Here is a 20,963-nt window from a genome sequence, read left to right as displayed (position 1 = left end):
TGAAACACGCTCGAATGGGTACATCAGGGGTACAGGGTAGGCTGGCTTGTCTCCCTTAGCCCCCGTCAAGCCAGCCGTGGGACGCCTCCGAAACACCGGGCCGTCGCATCCAAGCTCCACGGCCTCTTGGCCGCCAGCCTCGCGGACCGCGAGGGCGACTGGAGGGCTTTCTGCCGCGTACCGGTTTCGACCCTACCCGTCCCCTTCGGGGACCGGCGATCGTCGTTTTCACACTGCGGTGCGGCGTAGAGGCTTGCGCCCAGGGTCGAACGGGCGATCCACCGCACACACTACGGCGTCCGTCCCAACCGGATTCCGGCGGTCCAAGCCGCCGAGGGGGCCAGCCTTGGTGACCCGGACCATCGCCCACGAGGCCTGTGCCGGTCAATCCTCGTCCGCCTGTCCCTCTTACCGACTGCGGCGGCGGTAGCGTCGAATCAGCCAGACGGGGAGCACAACCCAGACAAGGGCAAGCCCTCCGACGAAACCCACTGCGCCGTAAGGATTCAAGCCGCTCATCCACGAGCAGGCCACACCACCCACGGCCACCACGACGACGGCGGCATTCCACGCTGCTTCCATCGTCCCACCATCGCGCATCCGGTCCCTGGCCAGCGCGAGGGCCCAGCCCCCGCACAACACCACCGCGACGGCGATTATTTCCCACACCTCAGGGTTCACGGCATCCAGACTTCGCTGTGCGCCGCTTCCGGCCCACGTCTAGTTCTCCCCAACAGCCCCCAGAGCCAGTTCTGTGGGAGCGTGTTCATCGGCTTCGGTGGCTCGTCCGGAGCCGACTACGCTACTGCGAAACGAGCACCTCGCATTCCTACGGAATTGTGGTCCTCTTGGCAAAGCGCCGGTCGCTTTGGCTCGTCCTTCCATCTTGTTGTCTGTTGCTGCCTTGGGCACCAGGCCTTTCGAGCATCGTAGCCGCCCGTCATTGGTAGGGTCAAGCTGATCGCTCGCTCGCAACGGCTGCGAGGAGCACTTCCAGATGCCGAACCTCGCCGTCGATCACATCGTCCCCGCGCGCCAAAGGCGTAGGTCTGCCGTTGGGCGCGCGCGAGCTTCCGCGGACCCCAGCCTCGGGTAGGTTGCGACTAAGTGTGTGCTTTTCGCAACGAATCACGGAGAGGTACGCGATGCCCACTGCCCATGAAGCGCAGAGCCGAGACAATCCAAAGCCAGGCGTCGACCGTGTTGTCGTGGGGAGGGCGGGGGGAGACTGCATGCTGCATCGCTTCCGAGAGCCCGATCCCACAATCCGCCCGGAGTATTTTCCATCCCGTAGAGAGGCGATCCGTCGAGGCAAGAGGCTTGCCGGGGAGGAAAGGGGCGTCCGTTTGTTCGTTCAGGAGGAATTCGACGACGGGCAACGCCGATGGGTGAGGGTCCACATCCGATGACGGCCAAGCGAAGCGCAAGCGCCCGGGTGTTGATGCTGGTCGTGCTACTCGCGGCTGGCGGCCCGCTCCCCCGACGCCGACACCGTGCTCCGCCCCAAGCCTCTCCGCTCGCGCGCCACTCCAATAGGTCGGTCGATCTGCTACAAGCAACTACGCCGTCCGCACAAGCGGAGCTTTGCCGGACCCGAAGCTACAAGCCAACGATGCCGCCGCCCGCGTCGGGGGGCACCGCCCCGTCCGTGGCTCTTCCGGCCGCGAACTAAACCGAGCACGTCCCCAGACCGTGCCACCGAGGGCCGCCTCTTCACATGTGCGATCTGCGAGTTGGACTGCCGCGCCGGCGTCTCCACGCCCGGAACGGGGGACGACGGGTCCAGCGTGAGGTCAAATGGTAGGAAAGATCCCTGCGCGAGCTGGACACCATCCAACGGATCGCGCACATCGTTGCCCGGATGGTCGGGAGAACCCCGTTGTACCGGACGCTGGTCGCGGAATAGGGATCAAGGGCGGCTGGCAACCAATGGGAGGTCGGGGCGTATGCTGTCGCTCAGTGTCCAACCATCGCTAGACCACTTGATCTCATCGTTGTGCTCAAGCAAGGCAACGGCCCTTCGAAGCGTCTGACGGTCCTGCTCTGAATGGCCGTTGGGCAAGACCAACTCCACAAGCTGCTCTGGCGAGAACGCGAGATTTGGACTACCGCTCAGTACCTTCATGACGGCATCCGAATAGCCCCCGATGGCCCTCTTGTAGCTCTCAGGTGGATCAACACGGTCGAATACTGCCCTAGCTTCGCGTATACCGGGAGGAAGGTATTGCGACTTCCCAAATCCATGATCTTGCAAGATGCCATCTTTGACCAATCCCTTCAAGATTCTAGACACGGCGGAGTCGAGCGTCCGTTTTGACGCGTTGTCCCCGAGTTTGCGTAGCGCCGCAATGATCTCGGCATTCGTGAAGACGCGATCAGGTTCGTGTGCCATGATTCCGATGATGTCGGCTTTGCGTCCCGTTTGGGGTGCCTCCTGACCACCTAGCGGCCACATGATCATCTGCGCCTCGAGAAGTGCTTTGGCTGCTGCGAGCCGAGCTGTGGCTTCTTCGTGGTCCTGTAGCGCTTGGCGGTACTCGTCGAGACATTGCTTTGCGCCATCCAGGCCCTGCGCGTAACGCTCAATATCCTGATGAAAGGTCGTGCGCTCATCGTCCATGTCTCGCTCCTTGTGCAGGGGCCGCGCGCCCACTAGACTAGCTGCATGCCGGCAAGGTAAAGGCGGTAGACAGGAGAGAGGGGAAGCGGGCGCCCGCTTCGGGGGAGTCGAACCCCCATGTTCGCTTGGATGTACTTCCAAGTAGAGCCGCCAACACACTGGCCCCAGCCTCTCTCCTGTCCCGATTGGTTTCTTGTCATCTCGTCGGCGTCGCGGCCTTGGTCGTGGTAGAACCTTGGGCGTGTGGCGCGGGAGTCCTGGACAAGAACGATCCGCGCCGCACGGCTCCTTTTTGTAGCGGGAGGAGTATTTTGCTGCTCCTTGGCAAATCAAGGTACTGCCACGGCGTGATGTTGGCAAGACGGGATACAAAATACCCCGACCCAGCGCAAACTCTGCCCCGGCCAAAGGCCCCGCTGGATGGAGCGCAAGCGCATGGGAATTGGGTGTGGAGCTCACAGCGCGTGTGCTCCCGACGTCAGGCCCTAGAGGCGGGATCCGGCAACAAACGATAAGCGGATGCGCCGACAGCGGGAGTGACGCTGGATCGACCACCTGCGCCCGCCTTTGCCAACGAGGATACCTAGAACGAGTGGGCCCCTCGGTTGGGCTTCGCTTACGTAGCTCCGCAACCCGTGGTCTTCGACCCCGTCATCGTCTTGCGGCGCCTGCGTATCGCCATCGTCATCCTGCTTGCCATTAACCTGTAATGCACGTAGTTAAAATAGGTTAGGTGGCTACGGGGATGTTTCCACGGCCCGCGGGGGCGTGTAGATGAACAAGATGGTTGTGGTGCTCTCGGTGCTCTTGCTAACGATTTCGTCCGGAAGTCTGTCGGCCCAGGTGGATGGATACGATCTGATCTATTCCGGGCTTCCGGGAAAGCGGGTGACGATGACCCCGGACGCCATCACCGAAGAAGACCTGACCCCGGATCAGCAACAGGAATTCCGTCTGTTGATCGTCCGCGACCAAGCCGGCAAGTATTTCTGGCTGTCTCGCGACATGAGAGAAGTGATCCGCTCTGATAACCCCGGAGCGTTCACGATCTTTCACGCCGTCGACGGAATCGGGTATGTGAAGGTGATCCGAAACCCCTCCCTGTGGGGCGAAGATGCGTACACCTACGTCGAGCACTTTTCGTCGTGGCTGAATTCCTTCACCTACTACGGAACCTCAGAACTCCGAGGAGATCTTCCGAGGTGAGAGAGGGATGAATCCACCCTCGCACGCTTCTAGAGCCGGCTTGAATGAGCAGACTGTCCTGTGCCGCAGAAACTTGGCCACTCCTGTGGCTTCCCGGCACTTGGGCGGCTTTGCCGCTGTTTCGGTGCGGAGGAAACAGATACTGCGAGGATGCCCTGCAGCGAACCTTCGAGGTTGCTAGATGAGATGAGCGGGACCCACCCGCTCTCGCGACGGTGATGCGCTCGGGCCTAGCGGGAAGCGAGACGCAGCGAGCGCCACAAGCCGACCCGTCGAGGACCTCGCCAAGGGAGAATGGACCTGCCCCGCTCTCGCGGACGGTTGGTTCTTTGGGGTTGATGGTGTCGGATGTGGCTTGCCTCTCTCTCGAGGAGAGGAGCGGCGGAATCGGACCCTCGTTCGGATGACGGGTCTCCGGCGTCCGAACGAGGGTCGACAAGCGAAGCGCGGCAGCCAGCCGGCAGGCCCGGCACGGCTACACGGTCGGCGCACCTCGATCCCGTAGCGTGACCGGTGTTTCCGCAGCGACGGCATTAACTTCGCGCCAGTGAGTGATGTTGTCCCAGTCGATAGCCTTGATCGCCGTTCTGAAGGCTGTTCCAATCGCAGTTGGAAAGGTTGACGTGGCTCCTCGACGGCATTCTGCCAACCGATGTCCCGCCACCGGCCCATGTGGCTGCGGTGGTTCCGCAGCCCTGTCGATTCCCGCCATTCAAGTCCGCTTTTCCCGCTGTCGCGGCACGGTCCAGCCGGGTCCCGTCCAACGGCAGGAAACGCAGATCGTGCAGCCCTGTAAGACTTTATACGATTTCCTGCCGGGATTTGTACCTCTGGTGTTCCGCTTCTTCCACATGCGCACCATCCGCTCCAGCTTGGCCGCCGACCCGGCGCGCGCGAACTCGAGCAACTCCGTCTCGCTCTCCGGAGTAGCCACGCGCGTGAGCGCCCGCACCTTGGCGTAGGAGATGGTCCCGTCCCTAAGGGCGTCGGCCGTCTCCGGCAGGTTCTCCAGCGCGCGGGCGGCGCGGACCCGCTCGCGGGCCGGCCCGATCGTGATGCCGATCTTCCAGGCCAGCCACTCGGCGCATGAACCGAACCCGTCTTTCCAGCCGCCTCGGCGATCGAAATCGGCGATGAGGGCCATCATCCGGGCTTCTGCCGCGTTGATTCCCGCGGCCAGTTCCGCGATGCGATCGCTGATCTTGCGAAGTTCATCGTCGTCGTCGGGCCGGGAAAGAGGCTTCTTGCGAGTGTCGCAGAGAAGGTCCCGGGATGCAATCATCATTCCTCCCAACGATATATTGTACAATGAGTTACATACAATATAACGGCACCGGAATCGGCCTCTCAGGATGCTCTGCAATCGCCGACGTGGGGTCGAGAGACGTTCGGGAGAGGAAGGGGACTGCCAGCGCTCTCACATGGGCGGTCAGCGCCGCTGGCGAGCCGTGGAATCCGGGATATCGGATCGCGTCGAGGCGGGCGCCGAGAACCCGTCAATGGCAGAATGGGCCACGCGAATGTGAATTCGGGCGACCTCCCCCGGCGTCAGCCCTTTGTGCCTCCCTCCGAGTGCAGCCGCAGCACCGGACCCTGGTCCCGCTCCAGCGCGCTGCCCCGTCCCGACAGGCTGGGGTTGTTCATGAAGTAGTCGTGGGCGCTGAACGGGCGCTTCCCGTCCGCCACCCGGCGGTAGGACCCGTCGGCCGCCAGGCGCCAACTGCCCTCGGTGTCCTTCAGGTTCGCGACCATGATCTCGTCGAGAATCTGGCGGTGCACCGTCCGGTTGGTGACCGGAACCAGCAGCTCCACGCGCCGGTCCAGGTTGCGCGGCATCCAGTCAGCCGATGAGATGAACACCTTCGCCCGATCCGAGGGCAACTCCGCCCCGCCCCCCACGCACACGATGCGCGAGTGCTCGAGGAACCGGCCCACGATGCTGGTCACGGTGATGTTCTCCGAGAGCCCGGCGACCCCGGGGCGCAGGCAGCAGATGCCGCGCACCACGAGATGAATCTTCACGCCCGCGCGCGAGGCGTCGTAGAGGGCGTCGATGACCTCGCTGTCGAGCAGGGAGTTCATCTTGGCCCAGATGCCTGCGGGCTCTCCCCGGCGCGCGCGCTCGGCTTCCCCTGCGATGAGTTCGAGCAGCGTGCTGCGCATGGTGAAGGGTGCGATCGCTAGCTGGTCGAGGCCCTCCGGACGCGCATACCCGGTCATGAAGTTGAACGCCCGCGCGGCATCGCGCGCCAGCGCCGGATCGCACGTGAAATACGACAGGTCGGTGTAGATCTTGGCGGTCACCGGGTGGTAGTTCCCCGTCCCGAAGTGGACGTAGGAGCGGAGCGACCCCGCCTCCCGCCGCACCACCAGCGAGATCTTGGCGTGCGTCTTCAGTTCCGCCACCCCGAAGACGACGTGCACCCCGGCGCGCTCCATCCCCCGCGCGAACGCGATGTTGGCCGCTTCGTCGAAACGGGCCTTCAGCTCGACCAGCGCGGTCACGTTCTTGCCCGCCTCTGCCGCCTCGATCAGCGCCGTCACGATGGGCGAGTCCTGGCTGGTCCGGTAGAGCGTCTGCTTGATGGCCACCACGGCCGGATCCTCGGCGGCCTGGCGCAGCAACTGCACCACCACGTCGAAGCTCTCGTACGGGTGGTGTACGAGGATGTCCTTCATGCGGATGGCGGCGAAGCAGTCCCCGCCGAAGTCGCGAATCCGCTCCGGGAAGCGTGCGTTGTAGGGCGAAAACACCAGATCCGGGCGATCGTCGCCGATGAGCTGCGCGGTGTCGCCCAGCCCCAGCAGATCGCCCTCGCGGAAGATGTCCCCGGGGCCGACGTCCAGCTCGCGCATCAGGAAGCGCTGCAGGGTCCCGGACATCCCGCGCGACACCCTCAGGTGGATGACCCGCCCCCTGCGCCTGCGCTTGAGCGCGGATTCGAACTCCAGCAGCAGATCCTCGGCTTCATCCTCGATCTCCACGTCGCTGTCGCGGATCACGCGGAAATACCCGGTCTCCCTGACCGCAAAGCCCGGGAAGAGGCTGTCCAGGTGCATCCCGAGCAGTTCCTCGAGGCGAATGAAGCGCTGGCTCTCTCCCGGAACGGCGATGAAGCGGTCGATCTGGGAAGGCAGCGGAAGCAGGGCGTGCATCTCGGTGCCGTCCCGCGGGCGCGCCAGCGACAGCACCATCGCGTATCCGGTATTGGGGATGAAGGGGAAGGGATGCGCGGGGTCCACGGCCAGCGGGGTGAGGACCTGAAAGATCTGCTCGTCGAAGTAGGCATCCAGGGCCGAACGTGCGGCCCCGCTCAGCTCGCTCGGATGCGCGATGACGATGCCGACGGCGCGCAGTTCGTCACGCATTTCGCGCCATCTCTTCTGCTGGCGCACCATCAGCGCCCTGGCGCGCCGGTCGATGGCCCGGAGCTGCCGCGCCGGCGTCATGCCCTCGGGGGTCGTGGTGGTGATGCCGGCGTCCACCTGGGCCCTCAGCCCCGCCACGCGCACCATGTAGAACTCGTCGAGGTTCGTGGCGGAGATGGAGAGGAAGCGCAGCCGCTCCAGCAGCGGATGGCGGGAGCTCGAGGACTCCGCCAGCACGCGCTCGTTGAACGCCAGCCACGAGAGCTCCCGGTTGATGAAGCGCTCGGGGGCTTCAGGCGTCAGGGTCTGGGCAGCAGCTGCCTGGGTCACGCGGATCGGCTCCGGCACCGGGGACACGAAACGCCGCCCGCCGGTCCCGGCCGGTGCGGCGCATGTCGAAGTCTCTACCATTCTTACACTTCGCCGGGCGGGTCAAGGTTCCAGTCGCGCCCAGGTGCGGGGGACAGCTCAGCCCCTCAGCGGAGGTGGACCCGGAAGTCCTTGAGCCAGAGTTCGCCGGTGCCGCTCACCGCCTCGTTGCCAAACTCGATCGCGGTCAGGTAGTGGTCGGCGGGGAGATAGCCCCGGTCGATCAGGTAGCGGAAGAGGGACAGCAGGTCGACGGAACCGACCAGCAGATCCCGGTGCCGCACCAGAGCCATGTAGTCGGCGACCAGCTCGCGGTCGCCGTCGGCGTTCGGCCAGACTCTGTCCGGCCAGTGGTACAGATCCCACAGGACGCCCTCGATCCGGACCGGGCCGACATAGAACTGCTGCCCCGCCGGCCGGAAATCATGATCCAGCCAGACCATCACTTCGTGTGAGATGCCGGACACGCTGGGCGGATCGTCGCGCGTGATCCAGAAGTCGAACGCGAGGTTGTACGTGCCCTCGACGGCGAGATAGGCCGCGTAGTCGACCTCCAGGGCCTCGATTGCGTCGATTCGTCGAGGAAGCTCCGGCGTGGTCGACCGTGGATGCCAGGGCTTGTGCCCGTAGATGAGCTCCGGGTAGGCCTTGACCTGCCCCCTCCTCGTCGGCCAGCGCCATCGCCAGCCGTATTCCACCCTCTCGACCAGCCCGGGCACGGTCCGCCGCATGATGCATTGCTCGTAGTCTCTCGTGTCCTGCCGGTTCCAGACGTTGTTGAAGTAGGAGAAGTCACCCACGAACCACTCTTCCCAGCCCCGGCAGGCCATGATCTCCGGCGCCACGGGCGTGGGATCCGCGGGCGGAGGCGTGGCGTCGAATGGTGCGGGTCCGGGGACGGTCGCCAGGGCGGTCCCCGAGATCGAACCCGCCGCCGCCGTGATCATCGCGTGTCCCTTTCCGGCCGCCTGCACGACGCCAGCCGAGTCCACGGTTGCCACCGACAGGTCGCTCGATTCCCATGTGAAGGAGACATCCGCAACTCTGTGACCGTCCGCGTCCGCGGCGGCCGCCCCCACCCGGATCGTGTCCCCGATGGCCGGCAGCGTGACTGCGGAGGGGGAGAGGACGATGGTCGCGGGTCCGGTCGACGGCGGCGCAACCGGCGTGTCGTCCGCACCGCAGCCGGCCAGGCACGCGACGACGATCGCCGGGAGGACGATGGCGGCCACGGTATCGGACCTGATCAGGTGTGCCGGCATTCGCGTTGCTCTCAGTCGTAACCCATGGCGCAAGCATGCGCCGATTCACGCGACGCACGGATAAACCGTGGGTCAATCCTCCTCCAGGAACAACTGCGGGCCCGTTTGTTGCCGGGGAAGTTCCTGGCTGGCGCGTGTCTCCGCCGCATGCGCTAGGTTCAGGGCACGGACAGGGCGGTCCGAGGAGCCGCGGATCATCGATGAAAGACCTCAACATCCTTCCCAACGCGTCCACCGCCGCCAACGGCCTTGGCGGAGGCCGGGTTGCGGCTCGGCCGCGCGTCGCCGAGTCGCCTCCGCAGGTGCCGCTGCGGGCCCTGGACCAGCTCTGGTTCCAGGTGAGCGGCACGGTGTGCAACCTGCGCTGCCGGCACTGCTTCATCTCGTGCAGCCCGGACAACCATTCGTTCTGGTTCATGACCCGCGGCCAGGTCGCCGCAGCCCTCGCCGAGTCCGTCCCGCTGGGAGTGAAGGAGTACTACTTCACCGGTGGCGAGCCCTTCATGAATCACGAGATGTGCGGCATCCTCGAGGATACGCTGGAGCTCGGGCCGGCTACGGTGCTGACCAACGCGACCCTCCTGCCCGAGCGGACGGTGCGCGAATTGGCCCGGCTGGCGGCCGGATCGCCTTATTCGCTGGAACTGCGGGTGAGCCTGGACGGGGTCACCCCGGAGATGAACGACGCCATCCGCGGAGAGGGAACCTTCGCGCGCTGCATCGAGGGCGTGGAACGTCTGGTCGACGCCGGGTTCCTGCCCATCATCACCGCCATGCAAAGCTGGCTCGACGCCGAGACCGGACGCATCCTGGGAGGCTTTCGCGAGCTTCTGGCGGATGTGGGCTACGACCGCGCCCGGCTGAAGATCATCCCGCCGCTGCTCATCGGCGAAGAGGCCCGCCGCACCCAGGGATATGCTCCGTCGATGCGGGTCACCCACGAGATGCTGCACGGCTTCGATCTCGATCAGCTTCTGTGCACGCGCGCGCGACTGGTCACGGCCGCCGGGGTCCACGTCTGCCCCATCCTGCTCGACTATCCGGACGCGCGCCTGGGCGACACCCTCGGCGAAGCGGTGGCGCGGCCCGCCTCGCTGTCCGAGCAGGCATGTTACACCTGCTACCTGCACGGGTCCATCTGCGCCAACACGGCGGCGAGCAGCGAGTTCTAGCGGGTGGCTGAATCGGAGGGCCGGTTCGATCGCGTGGCGGTGTTCGGCGGTGTCTACTCCAACCACCTGGCGCTGGCGGCCGCGGCCGAGGATGCGCGCGCGCGCGGCGCGGACGCGCTTTTCTGCCTGGGCGATCTGGGGGGGTTCGGGCCCAATCCGGACAAGGTCTTCCCCATACTCCGGCGCGAGGACGTGCGCGTGGTGCAGGGCAACTACGACGACTCCATCGGGCGCGGGCTGGACGACTGCCGCTGCGGCTACACCGACCCGCGCGACAATCACTATGCCAGGCTGGCGTACGACTACGCGCTCTCCAACACGTCCGGCGCGCATCGCCACTGGCTGGCCGCGCTTCCCCCCGCCATCCGCTTTCGCCTGGGCCCGCTGCGGGTGCTCGCCTGTCACGGCAGCCCGCGCCAGGTCAACGAGTTCCTGTGGGAAACCACCACGCCTTCGCATTTCCTGGCGAAGCTCGCCGCGGACGCGGGCTGCGACGTGATTCTCGGGGGACACACGGGCATCCACTGGGCCCGGCGGTTCGCGCCCCGGGGCTGGTACGTCAACGCGGGGGCGCTGGGACGGCCGGCGAACGACGGGCGCACCTGCGTCTGGTATGCTATGGTATCGGCCGAGGGGGACCGGCTGGGCGTCGACTTCATTCCGGTCCGCTACGATCACGAGGCGCTGGCCCGCGAGATGGCGGGAGAGGGCATCTGTGAGGAGTTCATCGCGACCATTCGCACCGGGTGGTGGACCACCTGCCTGGAGATCCTGCCGGGCAAGGAACGCGCGCGCGGGCGCTACTGACGCCCGGCGGGCGGGACTTCCTTCCGGTATCCTGGCCGAGAGACGCCGTTGAGCACGCACATCGCCTACCTGGACGGTCCGCGCCTGCGCCGTTCGCTGGTGGCGGCCTGCGAGTACACCCGCCAGCAGCGCCAGGAACTCAACCGCATAAACGTCTTCCCGGTGCCCGACGGCGATACCGGCACCAACCTTGCGCTCACGGTCGAGGCCATCGCGGACCGCCTGCGCCGCAACCGGGACCGCGACGTCTCGACCGTCGCGGATCAGGCGGCCGAAGCAGCGCTGCTCGGAGCCCGCGGCAACAGCGGGATGATGCTGTCGCACTTCCTGCTGGGCTTCGCGGCCCAACTGAAGGGGCGCCGGCGGGTGGGCCCGCGCGGATTCGCGGGCGCGCTCGCCGGAGGCATCGACAACCTGTACGATGCGCTCGACGATCCGGTCGAGGGCACCATTCTGACCGTCATCCGCGATACCGCGAACGCCGCACGCGAGGCGGTGGCCACCGATTTCGTCCCCTACGTCGAGGGATTGGTGGATGCGGCCAGGGAGTCGCTCGAGCGCACGCCTTCGCTGCTCCCGGTACTGAAGGAGGCCGGGGTGGTGGATGCGGGTGGGCGCGGCTTCGTGCACATGCTGGAGGGCGTGCTCCTGCTCATCAACGGCGACCCGATCGTGGCCGGGGACGATACGGACTACTCGGACGTCCCGGCCGCGGTCGCGGAGATCGAGTACCCGGCGGACGAGGAGCAGTACCGCTACTGCACGGAGGCGCTGGTGCGGGGCGCGGGGCTGCCGGAGTCGGCGGTGGTGCGCGAGGAACTGCGCCGCCACGGGGACTCGATCATCGTGGTCAGCTCGGACACCCTGCTCAAGGTGCACATCCATACCGACGGCCCCGAAGGCGTCTTCTCCTATCTCCGCACCCTGGGCCGGCTGGCCACGAAGAAGGCCGAGGACATGCGCGCGCAGCACGCGGCGGCGCGTCACGGCGGCGGACACCGTCGGAGCCTCGTGCGGCGGCCGTTCGCGATCGTGACCGACAGCGGCAACGACCTTCCCGAGGAAATCATCCGGGCGCACGGCATTCACGTGGTCCCGGCCATCCTGGTCGACGGGGGCCGGCCCCTGCGCGACGGCATCGACATCACTGCCGACGACTTCCACGAGAAGATGCGCGACGCCGATGGGGAGCTCCCCACCACCTCCCAGCCTCCGCCGCAGGCCTTCGTGGACGGGTTCACCCGGGCCGCCGAGGACGGCGACCGCATCCTGGGCGTCCTGCTGGGCAGCGGCGTGTCGGGCACCTTCGGTTCGGCGGAGGCCGCGGCGCGCACCTTCGACGGGGTGCCGGTGCATCTCTTCGATTCGCGAGGCGTGTCGGTGCTCGAGGGGCTGATGGTGCTCAAGGCGGCCGAGCTCGCGGAGAGCGGGATGTCCGCCGAAGAGATTCTGGCCGAGCTCGCCCGGGTGCGCGACCAGTCGGGCATCTTCGCCACCGTGGACACCTTCGACCGCCTGCTGCATTCCGGCCGCGTCGGCAAGGGGCAGGCGTGGGTCGGGGGCATGCTGGGCGTGAAGCCCATCCTGTCGCTGACCGATGAGGGGAAGGTCGGTCCGGTCGGCAAGGTGATCGGCCGTCGGAAGGTTCTTCCGGCGGTGATGGGGCTCCTGGAAGACCGCATCCCGGCCGGAGCGAAGAAGCTGCGCTTCGGCGTGGTGCACGTCGGGTATCCCGAGATCATCGAGAAGGTGTCGGCCGCACTGCGGGCGCGCTACGGCGAGGTCGACATCCTCACCGGGCCCGCGGCACCGATCTTCGCCACCCACGTCGGGCTGGGCGCCTGGTGCCTGGCGTACATGGTGGAGGACTAGCGTCGCTACTCGGACGAGCTTCCGAGGCGCGCCCGTCTGTGGTACGATGAAGTGTGGAACGACTTGACGCGGTGACGAATCAGCCGGAGGTCGAATCCCGCGATGCGTCCGATCCCCCGCCACGCGTGCTCGTGGTCGAGGATGAAGCCGACATCGCGGCGCTGGTTGCGTACCAGCTGACCCGCGACGGGCTGCGGGTGGAAACGGTGTCGAGGGGGACCTCGGCGCTCTCTTCCATCGACCGCGAGATGCCGGACATCGTCGTCCTGGACCGCCTGCTTCCGGGGGAGTCGGGCGACGAGGTCCTGCGCACCATTCGCCGCAGGGCCGCGACCCGCCACCTGCCCGTGCTCATGCTCACCGCCAAGCGCGAGCAGGAGGACCGCATCGAGGGGCTGGAGATGGGTGCGGACGACTACCTCACCAAGCCCTTCAGCCCGCGCGAGCTGATTCTGCGGGTGCGCTCCATTCTGCGGCGCGCCCGGTCCACCCACACCGGCGGCGCGGGACAGATCCTGCGCGCAGGTCCCCTCGCCATCGACCTGACCGGCCACCAGGTGACCCTCGACGGCCGCGAACTGAACCTGACGCCCACGGAGTTCCGGCTGCTTCGGGTGCTGGTCGAGCGCCGCGGGCGAACCCAGAGCCGCCGGCAATTGCTTGAGTCCGCCTGGGAGGTGGGGCCCGGAGTGTCCGGCTATATCCACACGCGCACGGTGGACATGCACATCCGCCGGCTGCGCACCAAGCTCGAGGAGGTGGGCGACTGGGTCGAGACCGTGCGCGGCTTTGGCTATCAGTTCCGGCTTCCCGACGCGGAGGGATAGCCCGGGTACGCCATGAAGCTGCGCGCGCACCACGGTCTGTTCCTGGGCTTCGTAGCGGTGGTGGGCATCCTGGTCGCCGCCATGGTGGTCATCGTCGGGACCGGCCTGCGGCGCCAGCTGGTGGAATCCTATCAGAGCGACCTGGCCGGGGATCTGGCGCTGGCGCAGCTGCTGCTGGAGGGAAGCGATGGGGGCTTCTCCAATCTGCAAGAGCTGGCGGAGCGCATGCGGGAGCGGGTCGACTACAGGGTTACGGTGATCGCGCCCGACGGGACCGTTCTCGCCGACTCCGATTCGGACTACCGCGCGATGGAGAACCACGGCGACCGCCCGGAGGTGCAGGGGGCCCTCGCGGGTTCGACCACGTTCGCCGAGCGCCGGAGCGCGACGGTGGGAGTTGCCCTCCTGTACGCAGCGACCGTGCTCGGGTTCGAGGGCGAGCCCGTCGTCCTGCGTCTGGCGGCGTCGCTTGAGGCCATCGACGCCACGGTGATTCAGACGCAGGGGGCCATCGCCGGCGCCGGCGCGGTGGCGATCGTCCTGGCGCTAGGTCTCTCGTACGTGCTGGCGCGCGCCCTGGCCCATCCCCTCGAGCGGGTGGCGGCGCGCGCGCGCCTGATCGCCGCCGGCGCGGACGGCATGCAGCCGCTGGCTTCGTCGCGCATGACCGAACTCGCCGAGCTGGTCGAGGCCTTCAACCGCCTCACCTCGGACCTGGACGCGCGCATCCGCGAGCTTGCGGGCGCGCGCGACGAGGTGCGCGACGTGCTCAACGCCATCAACGAGGGGGTTGTCGCCCTGAACGCCGATGCCCGTCTGGTGCGCATCAACGAGGCTGCGATGCGCATTCTCGACGTGGAGCCGGTTCCCGCGCTGACGCATGTGAGCCTGTTCGTGCGTTCCGCGGAGCTCCGGCTGCTCATGGAGGCGGCTCCGTCCCAAGCCGTGGGCGCGCGCGAAGTCCACCTGGGCGAGAAGCGGTACCTGGTGTCGGGCCGGCCGCTGGGGGCGGGCGGGGCCGTCATCACCTTCGTCGACGTGAGCGAGATCCGGCGCCTCGAAGAAGTGCGGAGCGACTTTGTCGCCAACGCGTCCCACGAACTCAAGACGCCCCTAACCGCGGTGCGCGGGTTTTCGGAGACCCTCCTCGAGGACGATCCGCCCGAGGACCTCCGCCAGAGCTTCCTCGATCTCATCTGGCGCAATACCGTGCGCCTGCAGCAGCTGGTCGAGGACCTGCTCGACCTGTCACGCCTGGAGTCCGGGGGATGGGTGCCCCAGTCCGAACCGGTCCGGGTGGAAGAGGTGGCCGTCAAGGCCTGGGCCCAGGCCGGGCCGCGCGTCTCCGAATCGAGCGTGCGGCTGCACATCGACGGAACCGGAATCGCGACGGCCGACGCCCGCGGGCTCTCGCAGATCTTCCAGAACCTCTTCGACAACGCGCTCCGGCACACCCCCTCGGGAGGGTCGATCCGGGTGCAGGTCGAGTCCGAGGCGAGTGAGGGCCTCCTCCTCGTGTCGGTAAGGGATACGGGCAGCGGCATCCTGCCGGCCCACCTGCCGCGCATCTTCGAACGGTTCTACCGGGTGGATCCGGCCCGCTCGAGAGCGGAAGGAGGGACTGGCCTGGGGCTTGCAATCGTGCGCCATCTGGTGATCGCCATGGGAGGCGAGGTCTGGGCCGAGAGCGTGATCGAGGAGGGAACCACGATTCGCTTCACGCTCCCGCGCGGCTCCGCGACTTCGCTGTCTCTCATGGAGCTGGATGAGGAAGACGACGACGATGAGGACGACGAACTCGACTACGGAGACTTCGTCGCCGCGTCGTCGCTGATTGGGGAGTAGAGATCATGGGCAGGAAAGGGAAGGCCGGAGTACGCGTGAGCGACCGTGAATGGAAGCAGCGTCTGACCCGGGAGCAGTTTCGCGTAACCCGCCGCAAGGGGACGGAGCGGGCCTTTACCGGAGCTTACTGGAACCTGAAGGACGACGGCCTCTATCGCTGCGTGTGCTGCGAAGCCCCGCTGTTCGACTCGGGGGACAAGTACGATTCGGGGACGGGATGGCCGAGCTTCAGCGACACGGCCGAAGGCGCCGACATCCGTCTCGAGGACGACCGCAGCTTCTTCATGCGCCGCACCGAGGTGCTGTGCGCGGAGTGCGACGCCCATCTCGGCCATGTATTCGGGGACGGTCCCGCCCCCACCGGCCAGCGCTACTGCATCAACTCCGCGGCGCTCAGGTTCGACCGGTCCCGCGGCCGGGAAGGTACGCAATCCCCAGAGTGAGGACGCCGACCTCGCGTCTCCACAGCAGTTCGCCCGTGCCGATGCGCACGGCGGCCACCCCCCCGGCCTCGCCGACCCCGCCCTCCCAGGTCACGTAGGCGACCTCGCCCGGCGGGTCGAGCGCCACCCCGTGCGGGAACGCCGCGCCAGCCAGCTCGATGCGGCGCACCTCCGTGAGGGTGGCCGGGTCGAGCACCGACACCGAGCCGCCGCGCCGGTTCGCCACCACCAGCACCCGCCCGTCCGCCGAGCCCGCGATCTGTGCGGGCATGGGCCCCACCGCGACGGCGCCCTCTGGTTGGCCCGCGCGGGAGAAGGCCCGCACCTCCCCGCTCCCAGCCATGGTTGCGAAGAAGCGGGCGCCGTCGGGGCTCCAGGCGACGTTCATGGGGGTGTAGCGCGGCGTTCCGGCGGGGGCGGGATCGGGTCCGGCCGGGACGCGGGCGAGGGTGGCCGCCGAGGCCGCGTCCATCAGCACGATTTCGTCGGAGAGCGAGCAGGTGACGGCGACCCGCGTCCCGGCCGGGTCGACGGCGGCGTGGTGGGGGGCGGGGCACACCACCGGCAGCGCCGCCACGGTCAGGTCGTGGACGTCCACCACCGCCACGCGGCTTTCGTCTCCCAGGCCGCCCCGCCAGTAGTCGGGGATGAAGGCGCGGCGGCCGTCGGGGGTGAGTTCCACCCGCGCCGCGCCCGGCATGTCCAGCTGGAGGCGCCCGACCAGCCGGTCGCCGTCGGTCTCGAACTTCCACAGGGTGGGGTGCCCGTGCGCGAGGGTGGCGTACCAGTGGCGGCCGTCGGCGGAAACGGTCACGCCGTGGGGCTCGTCGGTCTCGGTGCGGCGGCGGTCCAGCGAGACGATGCGCAGGGTGGTCCCGTCGCGCGCGTCCAGCACATGGATCCGGTCCGTGAACCCGGAAGTGACGTACAGGCGGGGCGGGTCCTCCGGGCCATCCGCCGCCCCTCCGCAGGCCACCAGGAGCAGCGCCGCGCCGACCCGTCTCAGGGGTCCGGCTCCAGAACGACCAGCCCGTGGTTCATGTCGGCGGCGTACAGCTTGCCGTTGTCGTGCAGCTGGGGAGCCCACGTGCATGTGTCCTCGGGGCCCAGAAAGCAGTAGTTGGTCTCGTTGCCGTAGTCGATGAAGCCGGTCTCGCGGCCCTGGAGCTCCAGTTGGCCCATGAGTTCGCCGCTGACGTCCAGAACGCGCAGGCCGCGCTCGTACCACGCCAGGTACAGGGTCGCGGCATCCTCGTCCATCCAGTAGTTGTGCGACGTGGCCCCCTGGACCTCATAGGTCGCGACCTCGCGCGGCCGGGTGATGTCGCGGAGATCCACCACATGCATGATCCCCGAGGGACTCGTGGAATAGCCGAACTGCTCCTCGCCCACGAAGGCGTAGCCGGCCTCGGGCCAGTACCAGACGTTGTGGGTCTGCCCGCCCAGATCCTGCAGGCGGCTCACCTCCACCGGGTTGGTGGGCGATCCCCCGGCCATCCCGTTGCCCACGTCGAGGATGACGAGCCCCGCATCCCAGTGCGACAGGAAGGCCAGCCCGTCCCGGACGTAGACGTCGTGGAGCATGCTCGAGCCGGCGTAGAAGCTGGCGGCGAGGCGAGGTGAAGCCGGATCGGAGATGTCGAGGATGCGCAGTCCGCTGTTGTAGGGGTCGAGAGCCAGATAGGCGTAATCGCCTTCCAGCCACGCGTTGTGGACGCCGGTGGCCAGACCTTCGGTAAAGCGGCTGATGATCTGCGGGTGCGCCGGATCGGAAAGGTCGAAGAAGGTGACCCCGTTGAGGCCTTCGGGGTCGCCCTCGTGGGTCAGCACGCCGAGCCGGCCGTCCGCCCGGATCTTTACATCGTTCACCGTGCGCGCGCTCACGACGAGCGAGTCGGAAAGGGTGGGCATTCCCGCGGCGTCCAGCGTCCAGGCGTACAGAAGGTTGCCCGGAAGCTCGGCCCGCATGCCCCAGGTGCCGGTGTAGGCGTGGTCGCCGTGCACCCACAGGTCCGAAGTGTAGCGGTCGTCGACGGCGCCCTTTCCAACCAGGCGGAGCGCCTGCGAGAGCCCGCGTGCCTGGACCGTGACGGGCGTGGTGGCGGAATCCGGCCGAATCGTGCCGTTGACGTTGACCTGTGTACGCGCGACGACCGTGATGTGCCCGGGGGCGTAGGCTACGAACCGGCCATCCGCGTCGAACAGCCCGGCATCCGGCGGGGTGGTGCGCCAGGTCACCTGCGCCCCCTTCACCGCGGCGCCGCTGCTGTCCCGGACCTCGGCCGAGAAACGCACCACGTCGCCCTGGCGGATGCGCCGGTTCCCCGCCGCGATGCGGATGTGCGTGCCGTCGACCGGCCCCACCCGCTGCTCCAGCTGGAAGCGCAGTCCGAGCGATGCACGGGCGTCGCTGCCGGCCTGTGCCTCCAGCGTGGCCTCGTAGCTGCCCGCCTGGGCGGCGTCCGGCACCATCACCACTATGGACACGGTCTCGCTCGTGCCGGGGTTCAGCGTCGGTATCTCGGAAGGCGTGGCTGTCGGAACCATGCCGGGCACGGCGACCCCGCCCGTGCGCGCGGCGCGAGCCGACAGGCTCACCGGCCCGACCGCCACGTTGCCGGTGTTGGCCAGATCGACGGCGCCCCGGTAGGAGAGCGCGCTTCCGTCCCGGGAAGCCACCAGTTCGAGGGTGGCGGTGGAGAACTCGATCGCCGCGACGCGCTCGACGGGAGGTTCTACGGGATCGCGGCAGGTGGTGAGCAGCAGCGTGAGCGACAGGCTGAACAGGAGCCCTCCGGGGTGCCTTGCCCGCGATGCGACTCGCGCGACCGGATTTCCCTGCTCGGAGGTTTCTACTGGGCGCATGTGCCTGGCTACTGGATGTCTAGGCGTGCCGGACGACACTGCCTGAAACGGCAACCATCTCCTAAGATATAACGACCGGGTCGGCGGAGCGCATTGAGTTGAGCCCGAGCGGACACTAGTATCCATGGTTGCCCCCAGGGAGACGGCGGACGCGGGGGCGGGCAGCGATATCGACGTTTCCAACACCGCGCAACATACGGAAGGGAGTATCCCGCATGACCGGGTGCCGGGTCGGCAAGGGCGAGGGTGCGGTTGGTTCTCGGCTTGTGACACGCCGCTCCCTCATCCGCTCCGGGCTGGCGGCGCTGGCGGCGGCTCCCTGGGCCGGGCCGCTGGCTGCGGCCACGGGTCCGGCGCGTCATCGAGGCCGGAACTCCGGTCCTGCCCAGGAGGGCGACATCGTACTGGGCGTGTCGGCCGCGTTCTCGGGTCCCTCCCGCGGCCTGGGCACCGAACTCTACCGCGGCTCGATGGCCTGGTTCAACCACGTCAACGACAACGGCGGGGTCAACGGCCGCAGGATCGTACTCAAGCTCACCGACGACGGCTATCAGCCCGATCCCTGCGTCGCGAACACGATCCAGCTCATGCAGGACGAGAGCGTCTTCCTGCTCTTCGGATACGTGGGCACCCCCACCGTCACCCGCGTGCTGCCCCTGCTCAAGAGGTTCCGGGACGAACAGATCTATCTCTTCTTCCCCTTCACCGGGGCGGAGCCGCAACGAGAACCGCCCTACGGCGAGTTCGCCTTCAATCTGCGCGCCTCGTACCGGCAGGAGACGGCGGGGCTGGTCGACAACTTCGTGCGCATCGGGCGCCGGCGGGTGGCGGTGTTCTACCAGAACGACGCCTACGGCCGGAGCGGGTGGGCCGGCGTGCGCGAGGCACTCGCGGCGCACGGAGAGACCATGGCCGGCGAGGCCACCTACATGCGCGGCACCCAGTTCGACGCCAGCATGAGAGCGCAGGTGGAAATCCTGCAGGGCCAGTCCCCCGACGCCGTGATCTGCATCGGCGCCTACCAGGCGTGCGCCGCCTTCGCCCGGGACGCCGTCGACCTGGGGCTCCACATTCCCGTCGCCAATGTCTCCTTCGTGGGAAGCGAGAACTTGCTCGCGCTCATGCGCGAAGGACGCGACGACCCCGAGTCGCACACCCGCTTCCTGGTGAATTCACAGGTCGTTCCGAGCTACGAGGACACGTCGCTGGCCGCCGTGCGCGAGTATCATGAGCTGATGGAGCGCTACAATCCGGAGCCTCCGGAGGATGTCGACAGGATCGCCGAAGGCGAGCCCTATGAGCCCTTCCCGCAGAGCTTCGTCAGCCTCGAGGGCTTCCTGAACGCGAAGCTGATCACGGAGATCATCGCGCGCATGGGGAGCGACCCGGACCGTTCGCAGATCGAACAGGCCGTCTTTGCGGTGCGCAACTACGACATCGGGGTCGGCGAGCGGGTGTCGTTCGGGCCTGAGCGCCGGCAGGGGCTCGACAGGGTCTACTATACGGTTCCGGAGGGGGACCGCTTCGTGCCGCTCGACGACTGGGAGTCCAGGTTCGCGATGTCATGAGGGTTCACAAGCTCTTCCGCAGACTGCGTTTCGGCGTCTTCGCGCTTTTCGCGCTCGTCGTGCTCTCCATCTTCCTGCTCTCCATCCGCACCGTCTCCAGCGAACTCGAAACCGAGTACGTCAGCAACAGCGCGAACATCGCCAGGAACATCGCCGACGCCAGCGTCGACATCCTGCTGAACAGGAACCTGGCCACCCTGCAGTCACTCATCGATCAGTTCGTGGAGATCGAAAGCATCCGCTACATCTACATCGTCAGCGATACCGGCGAGTTCCTGGCGCATACGTTCGTTCCGGGAATCCCTGAGGAGATTCTGGCCAGCGACCCCTCGCTCACCGATCCCGTCGAGCGCAGCCTCCCGGGCCTGGGCGAGTTCGTCGAAGTGGGAAGCCCGATCCTTTCAGGGGTGGCGGGCACGGTGCACGTCGGGATGGACACGGAGGCGCTCGCGCTCAAGATCCAGCGGGCGGTCGGGCAGCAGATCTACCTGCTGTGCATCATCCTGGTCGTGGGCGTGCTGGCGCTGATCTGGATCGTCAAGGCGACCGCCAAGCCGCTGGAAGAGCTGCTCACCTACGTGGTCGAGTTGGCCCGCAACGGCGGCGAGGTGTCTGACGACGGCGTGCTGGCGCGGAAAGATGAAATCGGGGACATGGCGCGGCTCATGCGTCACGCCGCCGGCCAGGGCTCCCCGCCCGCGCAGTGGCGGGCCCGGGTCAAGCGCCCGAGGTAGGCGG

15 protein-coding genes are annotated in these 20,963 nt (G+C 67.3%); 9 read left to right on the top strand and 6 right to left on the bottom strand.

Annotation, left to right across the window (positions count from 1 at the left end; translation table 11 throughout):
- Positions 1-1,909 precede the first annotated feature (1,909 nt).
- Positions 1,910-2,620, bottom strand: coding sequence for a helix-turn-helix domain-containing protein (locus tag OXU32_06250; protein MDE0073566.1), 711 nt, complete (start codon positions 2,618-2,620; stop codon positions 1,910-1,912).
- A 774-nt stretch (positions 2,621-3,394) separates the two neighbouring features.
- Here OXU32_06250 and OXU32_06245 point away from each other — a divergent pair.
- Complete coding sequence (locus OXU32_06245) at positions 3,395-3,826, top strand: hypothetical protein (GenBank protein ID MDE0073565.1); 432 nt, start codon at positions 3,395-3,397, stop codon at positions 3,824-3,826.
- Positions 3,827-4,538: 712 nt separating this feature from the next.
- On the opposite strand, the gene OXU32_06240 is transcribed toward OXU32_06245, so the two are convergent.
- The 3 genes from OXU32_06240 to OXU32_06230 all read right to left on the bottom strand — a co-directional run bounded on the left by OXU32_06240 (position 4,539) and on the right by OXU32_06230 (position 8,826).
- Positions 4,539-5,111, bottom strand: a complete 573-nt coding sequence (locus OXU32_06240; protein ID MDE0073564.1) for a DUF222 domain-containing protein — start codon at positions 5,109-5,111, stop codon at positions 4,539-4,541.
- Positions 5,112-5,374: 263 nt separating this feature from the next.
- Positions 5,375-7,525, bottom strand: a complete 2,151-nt coding sequence (locus OXU32_06235; GenBank protein MDE0073563.1) for an RNA degradosome polyphosphate kinase — start codon at positions 7,523-7,525, stop codon at positions 5,375-5,377.
- 146 nt (positions 7,526-7,671) lie between these two features.
- A complete protein-coding gene (locus OXU32_06230; GenBank protein MDE0073562.1) occupies positions 7,672-8,826 on the bottom strand; it encodes an Ig-like domain-containing protein in 1,155 nt (384 codons plus the stop codon).
- Between the two features lie 200 nt (positions 8,827-9,026).
- Here OXU32_06230 and OXU32_06225 point away from each other — a divergent pair, with 200 nt between their 5' ends.
- The 6 genes from OXU32_06225 to msrB are packed head-to-tail and all read left to right on the top strand — an operon-like array spanning position 9,027 to position 15,792.
- Positions 9,027-9,998: a radical SAM protein gene (locus OXU32_06225; GenBank protein MDE0073561.1), complete on the top strand. Its 972-nt coding sequence runs from the start codon at positions 9,027-9,029 to the stop codon at positions 9,996-9,998.
- A 3-nt stretch (positions 9,999-10,001) separates the two neighbouring features.
- Complete coding sequence (locus OXU32_06220; protein MDE0073560.1) at positions 10,002-10,805, top strand: metallophosphoesterase family protein; 804 nt, start codon at positions 10,002-10,004, stop codon at positions 10,803-10,805.
- Positions 10,806-10,853: 48 nt separating this feature from the next.
- A complete protein-coding gene (locus OXU32_06215) occupies positions 10,854-12,677 on the top strand; it encodes a DegV family EDD domain-containing protein (protein MDE0073559.1) in 1,824 nt (607 codons plus the stop codon).
- 53 nt (positions 12,678-12,730) lie between these two features.
- The gene (locus OXU32_06210) at positions 12,731-13,504 is read left to right on the top strand and encodes a response regulator transcription factor (protein MDE0073558.1); all 774 of its coding nucleotides are present in this window, start codon (positions 12,731-12,733) and stop codon (positions 13,502-13,504) included.
- A 12-nt stretch (positions 13,505-13,516) separates the two neighbouring features.
- A complete protein-coding gene (locus OXU32_06205; GenBank protein ID MDE0073557.1) occupies positions 13,517-15,349 on the top strand; it encodes an ATP-binding protein in 1,833 nt (610 codons plus the stop codon).
- A gap of 5 nt (positions 15,350-15,354) precedes the next feature.
- A complete protein-coding gene (gene msrB, locus OXU32_06200; protein ID MDE0073556.1) occupies positions 15,355-15,792 on the top strand; it encodes a peptide-methionine (R)-S-oxide reductase MsrB in 438 nt (145 codons plus the stop codon).
- Here the strand turns inward: msrB and OXU32_06195 are convergent.
- Entirely contained in the window at positions 15,743-16,768 is a 1,026-nt protein-coding gene (locus tag OXU32_06195; GenBank protein ID MDE0073555.1) for a YncE family protein, read from the bottom strand. The genes msrB and OXU32_06195 overlap by 50 nt on opposite strands.
- Before the next feature lie 26 nt (positions 16,769-16,794).
- Complete coding sequence (locus OXU32_06190; GenBank protein ID MDE0073554.1) at positions 16,795-18,657, bottom strand: hypothetical protein; 1,863 nt, start codon at positions 18,655-18,657, stop codon at positions 16,795-16,797.
- Between the two features lie 215 nt (positions 18,658-18,872).
- Here OXU32_06190 and OXU32_06185 point away from each other — a divergent pair, with 215 nt between their 5' ends.
- Together OXU32_06185 and OXU32_06180 are read left to right on the top strand one after the other, a co-directional pair.
- Positions 18,873-20,225: an ABC transporter substrate-binding protein gene (locus OXU32_06185; protein ID MDE0073553.1), complete on the top strand. Its 1,353-nt coding sequence runs from the start codon at positions 18,873-18,875 to the stop codon at positions 20,223-20,225.
- Positions 20,222-20,959 carry a hypothetical protein gene (locus tag OXU32_06180; GenBank protein ID MDE0073552.1) on the top strand — a complete coding sequence of 246 codons (738 nt, stop codon included), beginning with the start codon at positions 20,222-20,224 and terminating at the stop codon, positions 20,957-20,959. Before OXU32_06185 ends, OXU32_06180 begins: the two co-directional genes overlap by 4 nt.
- Positions 20,960-20,963 lie beyond the last annotated feature (4 nt).

Source organism: Gammaproteobacteria bacterium (assembly GCA_028819075.1).
GTDB lineage: Bacteria > Gemmatimonadota > Gemmatimonadetes > Longimicrobiales > Gaopeijiaceae > BD2-11.
Note: the sequence above shows the minus strand (reverse complement) of the source record. Positions and strands in the feature narration are given on the sequence as shown.

What these genes read in the sequence shown, in the direction of transcription:
- OXU32_06250 (MDE0073566.1), bottom strand. Translation starts at nt 2,620, where the DNA reads ATGGACGATGAGCGCACGACCTTTCATCAGGATATTGAGCGTTACGCG.
- OXU32_06245 (MDE0073565.1), top strand. Translation starts at nt 3,395, where the DNA reads ATGAACAAGATGGTTGTGGTGCTCTCGGTGCTCTTGCTAACGATTTCG.
- OXU32_06240 (MDE0073564.1), bottom strand. Translation starts at nt 5,111, where the DNA reads ATGATGATTGCATCCCGGGACCTTCTCTGCGACACTCGCAAGAAGCCT.
- OXU32_06230 (MDE0073562.1), bottom strand. Translation starts at nt 8,826, where the DNA reads ATGCCGGCACACCTGATCAGGTCCGATACCGTGGCCGCCATCGTCCTC.
- OXU32_06225 (MDE0073561.1), top strand. Translation starts at nt 9,027, where the DNA reads ATGAAAGACCTCAACATCCTTCCCAACGCGTCCACCGCCGCCAACGGC.
- OXU32_06205 (MDE0073557.1), top strand. Translation starts at nt 13,517, where the DNA reads ATGAAGCTGCGCGCGCACCACGGTCTGTTCCTGGGCTTCGTAGCGGTG.
- msrB (MDE0073556.1), top strand. Translation starts at nt 15,355, where the DNA reads ATGGGCAGGAAAGGGAAGGCCGGAGTACGCGTGAGCGACCGTGAATGG.
- OXU32_06190 (MDE0073554.1), bottom strand. Translation starts at nt 18,657, where the DNA reads ATGCGCCCAGTAGAAACCTCCGAGCAGGGAAATCCGGTCGCGCGAGTC.
- OXU32_06185 (MDE0073553.1), top strand. Translation starts at nt 18,873, where the DNA reads ATGACCGGGTGCCGGGTCGGCAAGGGCGAGGGTGCGGTTGGTTCTCGG.
- OXU32_06180 (MDE0073552.1), top strand. Translation starts at nt 20,222, where the DNA reads ATGAGGGTTCACAAGCTCTTCCGCAGACTGCGTTTCGGCGTCTTCGCG.